Below are 13,563 nucleotides of genomic sequence, written 5' to 3'. Positions count from 1 at the left end.
TACCCATAAGGGGTCATAAGCCTTTCCTATTGAAAAGGCGGGGGGTTACGCTTTGAGCTGCACCTTGCCGTCCTTCACGCGGACGTCATAGTGCTTCACGGAGACGCTTTCATCTTCCATGCAGCGTCCGTCGGTTAAACGGAAACGCTGCTTTTTCAGCGGGCTGGCGACCCACAGTTCACCCTGGTGCTCGGCAATCAGGCCACGGGAGAGCACGCTGGCCTCGAAGAACGGGTCGATATTGCTGATGGCAAAAACCTGTTCATCGTGACGGGGACGGAAAATCGCGACCTGCTCGTTACCCAGCAGCGCACACACGCCGGTGGCGGGCAGAATGTCGTTAATCTCGCAAATGTTTACCCACTGGCTCATGCGTTTTCCTCCACCAGCGTGACTGGAATGCGTTCATACGGTGTTGCCGGGCGATGCTGCTCGCGCTCTGGCACTACCTGCACATTCGGGTCGCGCTGGGTGCTGTTGATAAAGTGTTTGAAGCGTGTCTGCGCCGCAGGGGTATTCACGGTTTCGGTCCACTCGCAGATCACTGCCTCGCGCAGGCGAGCCATCTCTGCTTCCAGATGCTCGTTCAGGCCCAGCTTGTCGTCGATGATCACCGCTTTCAGATAATCAATGCCGCCTTCCAGGTTATCCAGCCAGGACGCTGTACGGGTCAGCTTATCGGCGGTACGGATGTAGAACATCATGAAGCGGTCGAGGTACTTAATCAGCGTGTCGTGGTCAAGATCCGCTGCCAGCAGGTCTGCATGGCGTGGTTTCATCCCGCCGTTACCGCAGACGTACAGGTTCCAGCCTTTTTCGGTGGCGATAATACCCACGTCTTTACCCTGCGCTTCGGCACATTCACGGGTACAGCCGGAGACGCCGAACTTCATTTTGTGCGGGGTACGGATGCCTTTGTAGCGGTTTTCCAGCTCCACGCCGAAGCCGACGCTGTCGCCCACGCCGTAGCGGCACCAGGTGCTGCCCACGCAGGTTTTCGCCATACGCAGCGCTTTGGCATACGCGTGGCCGGTTTCGAAGCCTGCTTCAATCAGCTGGCGCCAGATTTCTGGCAGGTCGTCTTTCTGCGCCCCAAACAGCCCGATACGTTGTGAACCGGTAATTTTGGTGTACAGGTTAAATTCGCGGGCGATCCGGCCCACCGCGACCAGCCCTTCCGGCGTGATTTCGCCACCGGCGGAACGTGGAATGACGGAGTAGGTGCCGTCTTTCTGAATGTTCGCCAGGAAGTTGTCATTGGTATCCTGCAGCGGCGTGTGCTCGGGTTTGAGCACGTATTCATTCCAGCAGGAGGCCAGCAGGGAGCCGACGGTCGGTTTACACACTTCACAGCCGTAACCCTGGCCGTGTTTCGCCAGCAGTTCGTCGAAGGACTTAATGCCTTCCACACGGATCAGGTGATACAGCTCCTGGCGAGAGTAAGCAAAATGCTCGCACAGGTTGTTGTTCACTTCGATGCCCTGTTTCGCCAGCTCGGCGTTCAGCACCTGAGTTACCAGTGGAATACATCCGCCACAGCCGGTACCGGCTTTAGTTTCGGCTTTCAGCGCGGCAACGGTATGGCAGCCCTTGTTGATGGCAGAGATCAGCATGCCTTTAGTGACGTCGAAGCAGGAGCAAATCTGCGCGCTGTCCGGCAGTTTATCCACCCCGATGGACGGTTTACCGCTGGAGGCGTGCGCCGGGAGGATCAGCGCGTCCGGGTTTTCCGGCAGCTCGATGGCGTTGAGCACCAGCTGGAGCAGGTTACCGAAGTCGCTGGTATCGCCTACCAGTACTGCGCCGAGCAGGGTTTTATTGTCCTTACTGACGATAAGACGTTTGTAGACTTCTTTGCTTTCGTCGAGATAGACGTAGCTGCGAGCGCCAGGCGTGCGACCGTGCGCATCGCCGATACCGCCCACGTCCACGCCCAGCAGCTTCAGCTTGGCGCTCATATCCGCGCCGGTGAAGGCGTTTTCGCTGCCGAGAATATGGTCCACGGCGACCTGCGCCATTTTGTAGCCTGGCGCCACGAGACCGTATACGCGGTTATTCCAGCTGGCGCATTCGCCAATCGCGTAGATATCCGGGTCGGAGGTCTGGCAGGTATCGTTAATCATGATCCCGCCGCGCTGCGCGACGGCCAGACCGCACTGGGTTGCCAGTTTGTCGCGTGGACGAATACCGGTGGAGAAGACGATAAAATCTACTTCCAGCTCGCTGCCGTCAGCAAAGCGCATGGTTTTACGTGCTTCGGTGCCTTCCTGCACGATCTCTTTGGTGTTCTTGCTGGTGTGAACTTTCACGCCCATGCTTTCGATTTTACGGCGAAGCTGGTCGCCACCCATGTGGTCGAGCTGTTCGGCCATCAGCATCGGGGCAAATTCGATGACGTGGGTTTCTACGCCGAGGTTTTTCAGCGCGCCCGCGGCTTCTAAGCCCAGCAGACCGCCGCCGACAACGGCGCCGCGCTTGCTGCGGCGTGCGCAGGATTCAATGGCGTTGAGGTCTTCAATCGTACGGTAAACGAAGCAATCCTGAGTTTCAGAACCTTTAATAGGCGGGATCCACGGATACGAGCCTGTCGCCATGATCAGCTTGTCGTAAAAAACCGTACGCCCGGCGCTGGAGTGGATCACTTTTTCCTGACGGTTGATGGTGATGGCGCGTTCGCCCACCAGCACTTTTACGCCATGCTTCTCATAGAAACCTTCACGCACTAAAGAGAGCTCTTCGGCGGTATGATGGGAGAAGTAGGAAGACAAGTGCACACGGTCGTACGCCTTGCGGGGTTCTTCACAGAACACGGTAATATCGAACTGGTCGGCACCGGCTTTATCGAGAAGATCCTCAATAAAGCGATGGCCGACCATGCCGTTACCGATGATAGCGAGTCTGACTTTGCTCATTTTTGCCTCGATTTCTTTTCTATTACTGCCTACCTTAACGATTCAGCAGGGGCGCTTATTGATGTAAATCAAATACGTCTTCGCCTACTCCTTAGGTGGTATGCGGCTGATTTGTCAGGATTTTTATAAGTTATGGAAATCGCAGGCTTTTCGGGGGCGTCGATTTTGTGTACAAAGCAATGGCGTATTTTTGAACAAAAATATGCTTAAACAACGTTGCGTTGATCAGGGGATAAGAAATGTCTACAACACCGCTTTGGCTTGTTCAGAATGTTCGCTTACCGGGCCGGGAAGGACTATGGCAACTCGCCATTGAGAACGGGCGATTTGGTGACATCACCCCAATGGACGACACCCGCGCTGAAAGTTATGAAGTGTTGAACGCGCGCGGTGGGCTGGCGATCCCACCGTTTATCGAGCCGCATATCCATCTTGATACCACCCAGACGGCAGGCGAGCCGAACTGGAATCAGTCGGGCACGCTCTTTGAGGGCATTGAACGCTGGGCGGAGCGCAAAGCGTTACTCAGCCATGACGACGTCAAAGCGCGCGCCTGGAAAACGCTGAAGTGGCAAATCGCCAACGGCATTCAGTTTGTCCGTACCCATGTGGATGTCTCCGACCCGACGCTCACCGCCCTGAAGGCCATGCTGGAGGTGAAGCAGGAGGTGGCCCCGTGGGTGACGCTGCAAATCGTCGCGTTCCCCCAGGAGGGTATTCTCTCTTACCCGAACGGCGCGGCGCTGCTGGAAGAGGCGTTAAAACTGGGTGCCGACGTGGTGGGGGCGATCCCGCACTTCGAATTCACCCGCGAGTATGGCGTCCAGTCGCTGCATATTGCTTTTGCACTGGCGAAGAAATATGACCGTCCGCTGGATATCCATTGCGATGAAATTGACGACGAACAGTCGCGGTTTGTCGAGACGGTGGCTACCCTGGCCTACGAGGCCGGCATCGGTCCGCGCGTGACCGCCAGCCATACTACCGCCATGCACTCCTACAACGGTGCGTACACCTCGCGCCTGTTCCGCCTGTTGAAGATGTCGGGGATTAACTTCGTCGCTAACCCGCTGGTCAATATCCACCTGCAGGGGCGTTTTGACGACTATCCTAAGCGCCGCGGCATCACGCGCGTGAAGGAACTCCAGGAAGCAGGCATTAACGTCTGCTTTGGTCATGACGATGTTTTTGACCCCTGGTACCCGCTGGGAACCGGCAATATGCTCCAGGTGCTGCACATGGGGTTACACGTCTGCCAGATGATGGGCTATCCGCAAATCGACAGCGGCCTGGATCTGATCACCCATAACAGCGCCCGTACCTTTGGCCTGAGCGATTACGGTATTGCCACGGGCAATCCGGCGAATCTGGTGATTTTGCCTGCGGAAAGCGGGTTTGAAGCGGTGCGCTGTCAGGTGCCGGTGCGCTGGTCGATTCGTCAGGGGCGGGTGATTGCCACGACGCAGCTGGCGCAGACGTGGATCCAGATGGATATCGGGGGGGAGGAGGTCAGCTTTGCCAGAAACAGCCCCTCTGCGTAGCGCAAAGGGGCGTGAAGGTTAGTGAGACGCTACCGCGTTGTGCTGGCGGTGGCGAGTCACGAAGCCCAGCACGAAGCACATGATGAACACCACGGCATACAGACCGTTAGCGGTGTGCAGCGCCGCCAGCGGGCCGCTGTGGGCAACGATCGGCCCCGTCACCACAAAGGTGAGCATGGTGCCGATGGTACCGCAGGTCAGCACGAAGTTAACCAGCTTCGGCGAAGCTACTTTGGTTTGCAGGGAGCCCAGCGTGATGATAGAGGTGTAAATCGCGCTGGAGAAGAAGCCCAGGGTCATAATGAACCACGGCATATTGTCCGGGGAACCGTTGATGAACAGATACATCAGCACGGTTGCCAGGCCCGCCAGCACCGTCAGGATGCGCTGCAGATCGAAGAAGCGCAGGATGAAGCTAAACGCCCACATGCCGAACATGTAAGACATCCAGAAATCGCTTACCAGTTTACCCGCGTCGTTCAGGCTCATGCCCAGGCCTTTCGCGTATTCCGGTACCCAGGAGATAAAGCCCAGCTGGCCCAGGATATAGCACAGGGCGGCGATGGAGAGGAACAGTACGCCGATGCCCCATTTCTCTTTCGCGACGGGTTCTGCGCTGGTTTGCGCTTTTTTGCCCAGAACCGGGAATTCACAGCCGAAGGTCAGAATAAAAATTGCTACATAAACCAGACCGATACAGGCATAGACCCAGTACCACTCAATGCTGCGTGCCAGCAGAACGGCGGCCACCATCGGGAAAATCATCCCGGCCATGCTGAAGAAGGAGTCGGTGAACAGCAGGCGCGCGCCGCGCTGACGGCCTTCATACATATGGGTAATCAGGAACGTACCGATCGACATGGTGATCCCGCTGACCAGGCCGAGCACGAACATGGCGGCGGAGAACAACGCGATGCTGTGACTCAGCATCAGACCCGCCACGGCGGCGACCATCAGCACAAAACCAAAACGCAACTGCGTCTTCAGCGGCACGATTTCCATCAGCCAGGCATTCAGGAAGATAGAGATGAGAATACCGGCGTTGAGGAAGGTAAAGGTGTTACTCATACTGGAGACGGGCAGCTGGAAGTAGTCTGCGATATTCCCCATCACCATCCCGGTGACGATCACCAACGCGCCGGTCAGGGCGTAGGAGAAGAAGCTGATCCATGTGAGCTTGATGCGATTGCTGTTAGTCATGTCTGGCCTGTTCAAAAAAAGAAAAGCGCCCGGAGGGCGCTGAGAGCGGGCAGATTTTAGACATTAAAGTGATCCATTCATACCTTTTCAAAGAAATTTAAACTTCATTGCAGTTTTTTATGTGATCTCTATCACATAAAAAGACGCCGTAACCAATCGTTTGCGTGGTTACAACTGTTTCAATTTCGTAAAATTAGGTAAAAGGCTGGTCTCCGTTCATACTGCTCTTTAGAATCAAGCCATTCGCTTTTTATACTGCGCTTTGTTAAGGAATTCTCATGCTCAAATCAACACTGGCGGCTGTCGCAGCTGTGTTTGCTCTTTCTGCCGTTTCCCCTGCTGCGCTGGCAGCCAAAGGGGACCCTCACGTTCTGCTGACCACCTCTGCCGGGAATATTGAGCTGGAACTGAATAGCCAGAAAGCTCCGGTTTCCGTGAAAAACTTCCTCGACTATGTGAACAGTGGTTTTTATAACAACACCACTTTCCACCGCGTGATCCCTGGCTTCATGATTCAGGGCGGCGGTTTCAACGAGCAGATGCAGCAGAAGCAGCCGAACCCGCCGATCAAAAACGAAGCGGACAACGGCTTGCTGAACAAGCGCGGCACGATTTCCATGGCACGTACGGCGGATAAAGACAGCGCCACCAGCCAGTTCTTCCTCAATGTGGCGGATAACGCCTTTCTCGACCATGGCCAGCGCGACTTCGGTTACGCGGTCTTCGGTAAAATTGTGAAAGGGATGGACGTGGCGGATAAGATTTCTCAGGTTCCTACTCATGACGTCGGCCCGTACCAGAATGTGCCGTCCAAACCGGTCGTGATCCTCTCCGCAAAAGTACTGCCGTAACCCTCTTTGACACGGGCGGCGCTCGCCCGTGTAATGCCCCCTCCCTGCGAAAGCGCGTTTTGCTGCTTATACTTGTGGCAAACGGACTATTCAGGGAGGCGTTAAGTGAAAAAACTCACCGACAAGCAAAAATCCCGTATTTGGGAGCAGCAGCGTAACGTCAATCTTCAGGCCAGTTGTCTCCTTGAAAAAGGTCATGGTCCTTCAGAACCCCATATTGAGACGCTGGAGCTCGGGCCTTCCGCGCCCGGTTTACCCCATCTTTGCCTTATTCACCGCCATCTGTATCGCAAAGAGCTGAAGCGGGCGGGCGAATACCGTACCGACGATATTTTTAAAGGTGACATTCCTTTCTGCCACTTCGAGTACATCGAGAAGATGGGCAATGAATTGATGGCGGACCTGGAAAGCGAAAAGTATCTGGTGGGTCTTCAGAAAGAAACCTTTGTGAACAGAGTTAGTCACTACTACTGTGAAATCAATATGCTGCATCCTTTTATGAGCGGCAATGGTATTGCCCAACGGGTCTTCTTTGAGCAGTTGGCCATTCATGCCGGGTATATGCTGGACTGGCGGGGTATCGATCCCGAGCAGTGGGTGGCGGCGAACCGAAGCGGCGCCACGGGCGATTTGACTGCGCTGAACGCTGTCTTTGCCAAAGTAGTGAGCGAAGCGCGGGAATCTGAGTAGAATAGGGCGGCATTTTTTTCGGGAGCCGCCATGATTCTGCTGATTGATAACTACGATTCCTTCACCTGGAACCTTTACCAGTATTTTTGTGAGCTGGGAGCTGAGGTGGTTGTCCGCCGTAACGATGACGTGACTCTGACCGATATTGCGACGCTGGCTCCGCAGAAAATTGTGATTTCACCCGGCCCCTGCACGCCGTCGGAATCGGGCGTGTCTCTGGATGTTATCCGGCACTATGCTGGCAAGCTGCCCATTCTGGGCGTCTGCCTGGGCCATCAGGCCATTGCCCAGGTATTCGGCGCCACCATCGTGCGTGCCGCGAAAGTGATGCACGGAAAAACGTCGCCGGTCACGCATACCAGTACCGGGGTATTCACGGGGCTCAATAATCCCTTAACCGTGACGCGCTACCATTCGCTGATGATTGACCCGCCGACGCTGCCAGACTGCTTTGAGGTGACCGCCTGGAGCGATACGCAGGAGATCATGGGGATTCGCCACCGCGAGTGGGATCTTGAGGGCGTGCAATTCCATCCGGAAAGTATCCTTAGCGAGCAAGGGCATGACCTGCTGGCTAATTTCTTCCATCGCTGAATATCTGTTGCCTTGCTGTGATTTTTTATGCATATTTTGTGATTATATTTTCACAATCAATGTGACATAAAATGGATGGGCATGACATGGCAACTGAACAACCAGCAATTACCCGCGCAACATTCGATGAAGTGATTCTGCCGATTTATGCACCGGCTGAGTTTATCCCGGTTAAGGGGAAAGGCAGCCGCGTCTGGGATCAGCAGGGAAAAGAGTATGTGGATTTCGCGGGCGGTATTGCGGTCACGGCGCTGGGTCATTGCCATCCTGCGCTGGTGGAGGCGCTGAAAACCCAGGGCGAAACCCTGTGGCACACCAGTAACGTATTCACCAACGAGCCGGCGCTGCGTCTGGGCCGCAAAATCATTGATGCCACGTTTGCCGAGCGTGTGCTGTTTATGAACTCCGGCACCGAAGCCAACGAAACCGCCTTTAAGCTGGCGCGCTATTACGCGACGACGCGTCACAGCCCGTACAAAACCAAAATCATCGCCTTCCACAACGCCTTCCACGGGCGCTCGTTCTTTACCGTCTCCGTCGGCGGCCAGCCGAAGTATTCCGACGGCTTTGGCCCAAAACCGGCCGACATCATCCATGTGCCGTTTAACGATCTGCATGCGGTGAAAGCGGTGATGGACGACCACACCTGCGCGGTAGTCGTGGAGCCAATTCAGGGCGAAGGCGGCGTGACGGCGGCCACCCCGGAATTCCTGCAAGGGCTGCGCGCGCTGTGTGATGAGCATCAGGCGCTGCTGGTGTTTGATGAAGTGCAGTGCGGAATGGGACGTACCGGCGATCTGTTCGCTTATATGCACTACGGCGTGACGCCGGATATTTTGACCAGTGCCAAAGCGCTCGGCGGTGGTTTCCCGGTGAGTGCGGTGCTGACGACTCAGGAGATCGCCTCTGCGTTTCATGTCGGTTCGCACGGCTCAACCTATGGCGGTAACCCGCTGGCGAGCGCCGTGGCGGGTGCGGCATTCGATATCATCAATACTCCAGAAGTGCTGAACGGTGTGAACGCGAAGCGTGAGCTGTTCGTAAAACATCTGCAAAAGATCAATGACCAGTATGATGTGTTCAGCGAAATCCGTGGCATGGGTCTGCTGATGGGTGCCGAGCTCACGCCACAGTACAAAGGCCGCGCCCGCGATTTTCTGCATGCTGCCGCCCACGAAGGGGTAATGGTGCTGAATGCGGGGCCAGACGTGATGCGTTTCGCCCCGTCGCTGGTGGTGGAAAAGAAAGACATTGAAGACGGGTTAACCCGCTTTGCCGCAGCGGTCGCGAAGATCGTTAAAGGCTAATACTCGGTTCGTTTTAACCGGCGCGTTAACCAAATGCCATGATGCGGACGCTGACGCCATGCCACCGACGAAATGGTGTGCATGGTGTTCAGGTGGCCCAGCACGCGCTGCAAATGCTGCTCCAGGGTGCTCATCGGCCCGTGGGTCAGCGTTTCCGGCGCTTCCAGAATGTTCGAATCCCCCGACTCACCCGGCGCGTCATACTCCAGACGCTGCTGACACCTCTGCAGGGCGATTTCACACGACTGCAAATAACGCTGCGCCAGATCCGGCGTCAGCATCGTGTGCTCGCGCGCCAGGGTGGTCATGGCGTTAATATGCTCGACGATAAACTGGCTATGCGTGACCCAGAGCTTCATGTCCGCCAGATAGTGCGCGTTAAAGCCTGGCTCCTGCATCGCCTGGTTGAGCGAGTTAAACAGGGCGTTGTGCGCCTGATTAACTTTCATCCGCTGATACGCCAGCGGGGAGGGCTGCGGGTCGTCGCTCAGGATCAGACGAATGGCCTGCTGGTCAGCCTCCAGCGCGTCGTGGGCGTTCTGGCGCAGCAATCCGCTTTGCCACTGCGGCCACAGCCAGACCATGCCACCAAAGGCGATCAGGCAGCCAATCAGCGTATCGATCAGGCGGGCAACGATAAACTGTTCGCCGTTTAGCGTAAGCAGCTGAAGGGTATATACCGCCGTCACCGTAAAGCCCACCATCGCCCAGCCGTAGTTTTTGCGGATAATCAGGTAACTCACCAGCGTAATCACCAGCATCCCAGCCAGGGTATACCCCTCGGGAACGTGGAAGTGTAGCGTTACGCCCGCAATAATCAGCCCCGCCATCGTGCCGCCTGCCCGGTGCAGAATACGTACCCGTGTGGCGCCGTAGCCGTTCTGGGTGACAAACAGCACGGTCATTAAGATCCAGTACGGTTTCGGCAGATGCAGCGCCATGCCCATTAGACTGGCGATACTGAGCATAACGCTAATCCGCGCGGCATTGCGCAGGGCAGAAGACTTAAGCGAGAGATAGCTTCTGAGTGCTGGCAGGAGCGGCAGACGTTTTTGCTTATCCGCCATCAGGTCGCGGGGATACAGCGGGCGCTGGGTGCGCAGCACGCGGGCAATGCGGCTGAAGTGCCAGGCGGCAAACTGGCCGACCGGGTTATCCGGATGCTGACGAGCAATTTTCTCCAGCGCGCCGAGCTGTTTATCCATGTTAAAGCGCGTGGGGTAGCGGTGATAGAGAATGTCGTCCGCCAGCACCCGCAGGCGCGCGGAGACGGTCTGCGCATTCCAGCGGATCACCGCCTCGGCGTGGCTGCGCTCGACCAGCTTTTGCACCTCTTGTGGGTGATGAAGGCTCACGGAGATATGCTCCTGCAGATCCAACCCCACCTGGAAGGTGCGCAGCAGGCGTTTATATTCGTGATTCTTGTTAGCGGCGAGCATATGCAGCTGCTGATAGCACTGGCTTATCAGATCCACCACCTTTTGCTGGCGCGTCAGCAGCGGCGGTAAGGATTTTTCCGGGTCGGTATGCTGGGTCAGCAAGGTGTATTTGGCTTCGCAGTAATCCGCAAGCTGGACATACAACAGGCTCAGAGATTCACGCAGCGGCTGTTCCCGCCACAGCCAGAACCAGAACCAGTTAAACAGCCCGTACCACAGCGTGCCGAGGGCATAGATCAGCAGCGGCTCCCACACCGGCATATTCCCGGCGAGGCTCAGTGTGAAGATGGCGGCAATCAGTGAAGCGGGAAGCAGGCGGGCGTGCAGGGAACTGATTTCTGCGGTAACACCGAGGCTCATCGCCAGTACGGTCAGGATCAGCGGCAGCGGAATATCGCGCGCCAGTAAAAGCTGCACGGCGAGGCTACAGCCAGCAAACAGCGAACCGCCAACGATCAGGCGTTTGAAAAAGCGTTTATGCGGCGTGTCCAGACCGGCGATGTTGCAGCAGGCGGGAACGAGAGAAAACAGCAGACCCTGCTGGAGATGTCCCAGAATCAGGCCCACGGCCACAGGAAGGCACAACACCAGCGTTTGTCGCAGTGCGTAATTAACTTCCGGGTGATAGATCAGCCTGCGCCACATGGGGAATAGAGACAAAAACGGCGTGACACCTTGCGATGGCACGCCGTTTGAGCGGAATTAACGCGTTCCGTAGACCACGATGGTTTTACCGTGGGCAGAGATCAGGTTCTGATCTTCCAGCATTTTCAGGATACGACCCACCGTTTCGCGGGAGCAACCGACGATCTGACCAATTTCCTGACGGGTAATTTTAATTTGCATGCCGTCCGGGTGGGTCATGGCGTCTGGCTGTTTCGCCAGGTTCAGCAGGGTCTGCGCGATACGACCGGTGACGTCCAGGAAGGCGAGGTTACCCACTTTCTCGGATGTGACCTGCAGACGACGCGCCATCTGGGAAGAAAGACGCATCAGGATGTCAGGGTTTACCTGAATCAACTGACGGAATTTCTTGTAAGAAATTTCAGCCACTTCACATGCTGTCTTTGCACGAACCCAGGCGCTACGTTCCTGGCCTTCTTCAAACAGGCCCAGTTCACCGATAAAATCGCCCTGGTTCAGATAAGAAAGGATCATCTCTTTCCCTTCCTCATCTTTGATCAGCACTGCCACCGAGCCTTTGACGATGTAATACAACGTTTCCGCTTTTTCACCCTGGTGAATCAGCGTGCTCTTCGATGGGTACTTATGAATGTGGCAATGAGACAAGAACCATTCGAGAGTCGGGTCTGTTTGCGGTTTGCCAAGCACCATGCGCTGTTATCCTCTGTTATAAGCTGTCACCAGAGTCATCAGATGCATCCGGACTCTGGGGTTGCAATCGAATTCTTACCCATACCCTGGGAAGTCGGCTGTCGTAACGTTTCGCAGCCAGTAAAGTTTGATGTCCTCTGCATACATGTGTAACGTCAATGTATTACTGTAGCATCCTGAGTGTTTTAGCATAGCTTTCGCCGCGTGTCTCCTGGTGTCTCGCTTCAGCATGATGCAGGTCGCCTTCCGTTGCGAGAAATGTAACGCACGCGTAATCTGTCACCGAAAATGCAACGTTGGAGTTAAAGAATATGCAAGCGCGCGTGAAATGGGTTGAAGGTTTAACGTTCCTGGGCGAATCCGCGTCAGGGCACCAGATTTTGATGGACGGTAACTCCGGCGATAAAGCCCCCAGCCCAATGGAAATGGTGCTGATGGCGGCGGGTGGATGCAGCGCGATTGACGTTGTGTCGATTCTGCAAAAAGGTCGTCATGACGTAACGGATTGCGAGGTTAAACTCACCTCAGAACGTCGCGAAGAGGCGCCACGCCTGTTCACCCACATCAATCTGCACTTTGTGGTCACCGGTAAAGCGCTTAAAGACGCGGCGGTTTCGCGTGCGGTGGATCTGTCTGCTGAAAAATACTGCTCTGTGGCGTTAATGCTGGAGAAAGCGGTAAAAATCACGCATTCGTATGAAGTGATCGAGGCTTAATCTTTTGGCGGGTGGCGCTTCGCTGACCCGCCCTACAAAAGCATGAACGTAGGCCCGGTAAGCGCAGCGCCACCGGGCAGAACAACTCACGCAATCTGCTTCCCTTCCATCAACCGCTCCACCAGCGGCGTCATGATGAGCTCCATCGCCAGCCCCATTTTTCCGCCTGGTACCACTAACGTATTCATGTGCGAAATAAACGAGCCCTGCAGCATCGCCAGCAGCCAGGGGTAATCAATGCCTTCGAGATTGCGGAAGTGGATCACCACAAAGCTCTCGTCCAGCGACGGGATGGTTTTCGCCGCGAACGGGTTAGAGGTGTCCACCGTCGGCACGCGCTGGAAGTTAATGTGCGTGCGGGAGAACTGTGGCGTGAGGTAGTTGATGTAGTCTTCCATGGAGCGCACCACCGAATCCATCACCGCTTCGCGCGAATGGCCGCGCTCGCTCATGTCGCGCGTCAGCTTCTGGATCCACTCCAGGTTCACGATAGGCACCACGCCAACCAGCAGATCCACATGACGCGCCACGTCATGCTGTGGGGTGACTACGCCGCCGTGTAATCCCTCATAAAACAGCACATCGGTGGGTTCCGGCAGCGGCTGCCAGGGGGTAAAGGTGCCCGGCACCTGATTCCACGGCACAGCTTCATCATAGGTATGCAGATACTTACGCGATTGCCCTTTGCCGCTCTGACCGTACTCCAGGAAGGTTTGCTCAAGAAGGCCAAAGTCATTGGCTTCAGGACCGAAATAGCTGATGTGTTTACCCAGATCGCGCGCCTTACGGATCGCCATGTCCATTTCAGGTCGCGTATAGCGGTGAAAACTGTCGCCTTCGACCTCCGCCGCCCGGAGATTCAGTTGGGCGAAAATCTTACGAAACGCGAGGCTGGTGGTGGTCGTTCCCGCACCACTCGACCCCGTAACGGCAATAATGGGATGTCTGGCAGACATAGCAACTCCCTGACTGAAAAGG

At 55.9% G+C, this 13,563-nt stretch carries 12 protein-coding genes; 6 read left to right on the top strand and 6 right to left on the bottom strand.

Features of this window, described 5'->3' with window-relative positions:
* Nucleotides 1–45: 45 nt before the first annotated feature.
* On the bottom strand, nt 46–372 hold the full coding sequence (nirD, locus tag ACOTY9_RS19230; protein WP_014885518.1) for a nitrite reductase small subunit NirD: 327 nt from the start codon (nt 370–372) through the stop codon (nt 46–48).
* A complete protein-coding gene (nirB, locus tag ACOTY9_RS19225; protein WP_023331478.1) occupies nt 369–2,912 on the bottom strand; it encodes a nitrite reductase large subunit NirB in 2,544 nt (847 codons plus the stop codon). Before nirB ends, nirD begins: the two co-directional genes overlap by 4 nt.
* 239 nt (nt 2,913–3,151) lie before the next feature.
* Here nirB and ACOTY9_RS19220 point away from each other — a divergent pair, with 239 nt between their 5' ends.
* Nucleotides 3,152–4,453 (top strand): cytosine deaminase, encoded by a 1,302-nt coding sequence (locus tag ACOTY9_RS19220; RefSeq protein ID WP_023331477.1) that lies wholly within the window; start codon nt 3,152–3,154, stop codon nt 4,451–4,453.
* Between the two features lie 18 nt (nt 4,454–4,471).
* Here the strand turns inward: ACOTY9_RS19220 and tsgA are convergent, their stop codons facing one another.
* Nucleotides 4,472–5,653 carry an MFS transporter TsgA gene (gene tsgA / locus ACOTY9_RS19215; protein ID WP_023331476.1) on the bottom strand — a complete coding sequence of 394 codons (1,182 nt, stop codon included), beginning with the start codon at nt 5,651–5,653 and terminating at the stop codon, nt 4,472–4,474.
* Between the two features lie 278 nt (nt 5,654–5,931).
* On the opposite strand from tsgA, the gene ppiA reads away from it, so the two are divergent.
* The 4 genes from ppiA to argD all read left to right on the top strand — a co-directional run bounded on the left by ppiA (nt 5,932) and on the right by argD (nt 9,095).
* A complete protein-coding gene (gene ppiA, locus ACOTY9_RS19210; RefSeq protein WP_014885514.1) occupies nt 5,932–6,504 on the top strand; it encodes a peptidylprolyl isomerase A in 573 nt (190 codons plus the stop codon).
* Nucleotides 6,505–6,609: 105 nt separating this feature from the next.
* Entirely contained in the window at nt 6,610–7,194 is a 585-nt protein-coding gene (locus ACOTY9_RS19205; protein ID WP_014885513.1) for a putative adenosine monophosphate-protein transferase Fic, read from the top strand.
* Between the two features lie 30 nt (nt 7,195–7,224).
* Nucleotides 7,225–7,788: an aminodeoxychorismate synthase component 2 gene (gene pabA, locus ACOTY9_RS19200; RefSeq protein ID WP_023337903.1), complete on the top strand. Its 564-nt coding sequence runs from the start codon at nt 7,225–7,227 to the stop codon at nt 7,786–7,788.
* Between the two features lie 86 nt (nt 7,789–7,874).
* Complete coding sequence (gene argD, locus ACOTY9_RS19195; protein WP_348566049.1) at nt 7,875–9,095, top strand: bifunctional acetylornithine/succinyldiaminopimelate transaminase; 1,221 nt, start codon at nt 7,875–7,877, stop codon at nt 9,093–9,095.
* Here the strand turns inward: argD and ACOTY9_RS19190 are convergent.
* Nucleotides 9,092–11,179, bottom strand: coding sequence for a YccS/YhfK family putative transporter (locus ACOTY9_RS19190; RefSeq protein WP_023331472.1), 2,088 nt, complete (start codon nt 11,177–11,179; stop codon nt 9,092–9,094). The genes argD and ACOTY9_RS19190 overlap by 4 nt on opposite strands.
* A gap of 57 nt (nt 11,180–11,236) precedes the next feature.
* A complete protein-coding gene (crp, locus tag ACOTY9_RS19185) occupies nt 11,237–11,869 on the bottom strand; it encodes a cAMP-activated global transcriptional regulator CRP (protein WP_000242758.1) in 633 nt (210 codons plus the stop codon).
* Nucleotides 11,870–12,180: 311 nt separating this feature from the next.
* Here crp and ACOTY9_RS19180 point away from each other — a divergent pair, with 311 nt between their 5' ends.
* Entirely contained in the window at nt 12,181–12,585 is a 405-nt protein-coding gene (locus tag ACOTY9_RS19180; RefSeq protein WP_014885509.1) for an OsmC family protein, read from the top strand.
* Between the two features lie 86 nt (nt 12,586–12,671).
* Here the strand turns inward: ACOTY9_RS19180 and ACOTY9_RS19175 are convergent, their stop codons facing one another.
* On the bottom strand, nt 12,672–13,541 hold the full coding sequence (locus tag ACOTY9_RS19175) for a phosphoribulokinase (protein WP_014885508.1): 870 nt from the start codon (nt 13,539–13,541) through the stop codon (nt 12,672–12,674).
* Nucleotides 13,542–13,563 lie beyond the last annotated feature (22 nt).

The sequence above is a fragment of the Enterobacter cloacae complex sp. SHL012 genome (assembly GCF_049237505.1).
Classification (GTDB): Bacteria; Pseudomonadota; Gammaproteobacteria; order Enterobacterales; family Enterobacteriaceae; genus Enterobacter; species Enterobacter kobei.
This window is presented reverse-complemented; position numbering and strand designations above follow the sequence as displayed.

Coding starts and splice junctions, on each gene's coding strand:
- ACOTY9_RS19220 (WP_023331477.1), top strand. CDS start 3,152: ATGTCTACAACACCGCTTTGGCTTGTTCAGAATGTTCGCTTACCGGGC.
- ACOTY9_RS19175 (WP_014885508.1), bottom strand. CDS start 13,541: ATGTCTGCCAGACATCCCATTATTGCCGTTACGGGGTCGAGTGGTGCG.
- ppiA (WP_014885514.1), top strand. CDS start 5,932: ATGCTCAAATCAACACTGGCGGCTGTCGCAGCTGTGTTTGCTCTTTCT.
- tsgA (WP_023331476.1), bottom strand. CDS start 5,653: ATGACTAACAGCAATCGCATCAAGCTCACATGGATCAGCTTCTTCTCC.
- ACOTY9_RS19190 (WP_023331472.1), bottom strand. CDS start 11,179: ATGTGGCGCAGGCTGATCTATCACCCGGAAGTTAATTACGCACTGCGA.
- crp (WP_000242758.1), bottom strand. CDS start 11,869: ATGGTGCTTGGCAAACCGCAAACAGACCCGACTCTCGAATGGTTCTTG.
- pabA (WP_023337903.1), top strand. CDS start 7,225: ATGATTCTGCTGATTGATAACTACGATTCCTTCACCTGGAACCTTTAC.
- ACOTY9_RS19180 (WP_014885509.1), top strand. CDS start 12,181: ATGCAAGCGCGCGTGAAATGGGTTGAAGGTTTAACGTTCCTGGGCGAA.
- argD (WP_348566049.1), top strand. CDS start 7,875: ATGGCAACTGAACAACCAGCAATTACCCGCGCAACATTCGATGAAGTG.
- nirD (WP_014885518.1), bottom strand. CDS start 372: ATGAGCCAGTGGGTAAACATTTGCGAGATTAACGACATTCTGCCCGCC.
- nirB (WP_023331478.1), bottom strand. CDS start 2,912: ATGAGCAAAGTCAGACTCGCTATCATCGGTAACGGCATGGTCGGCCAT.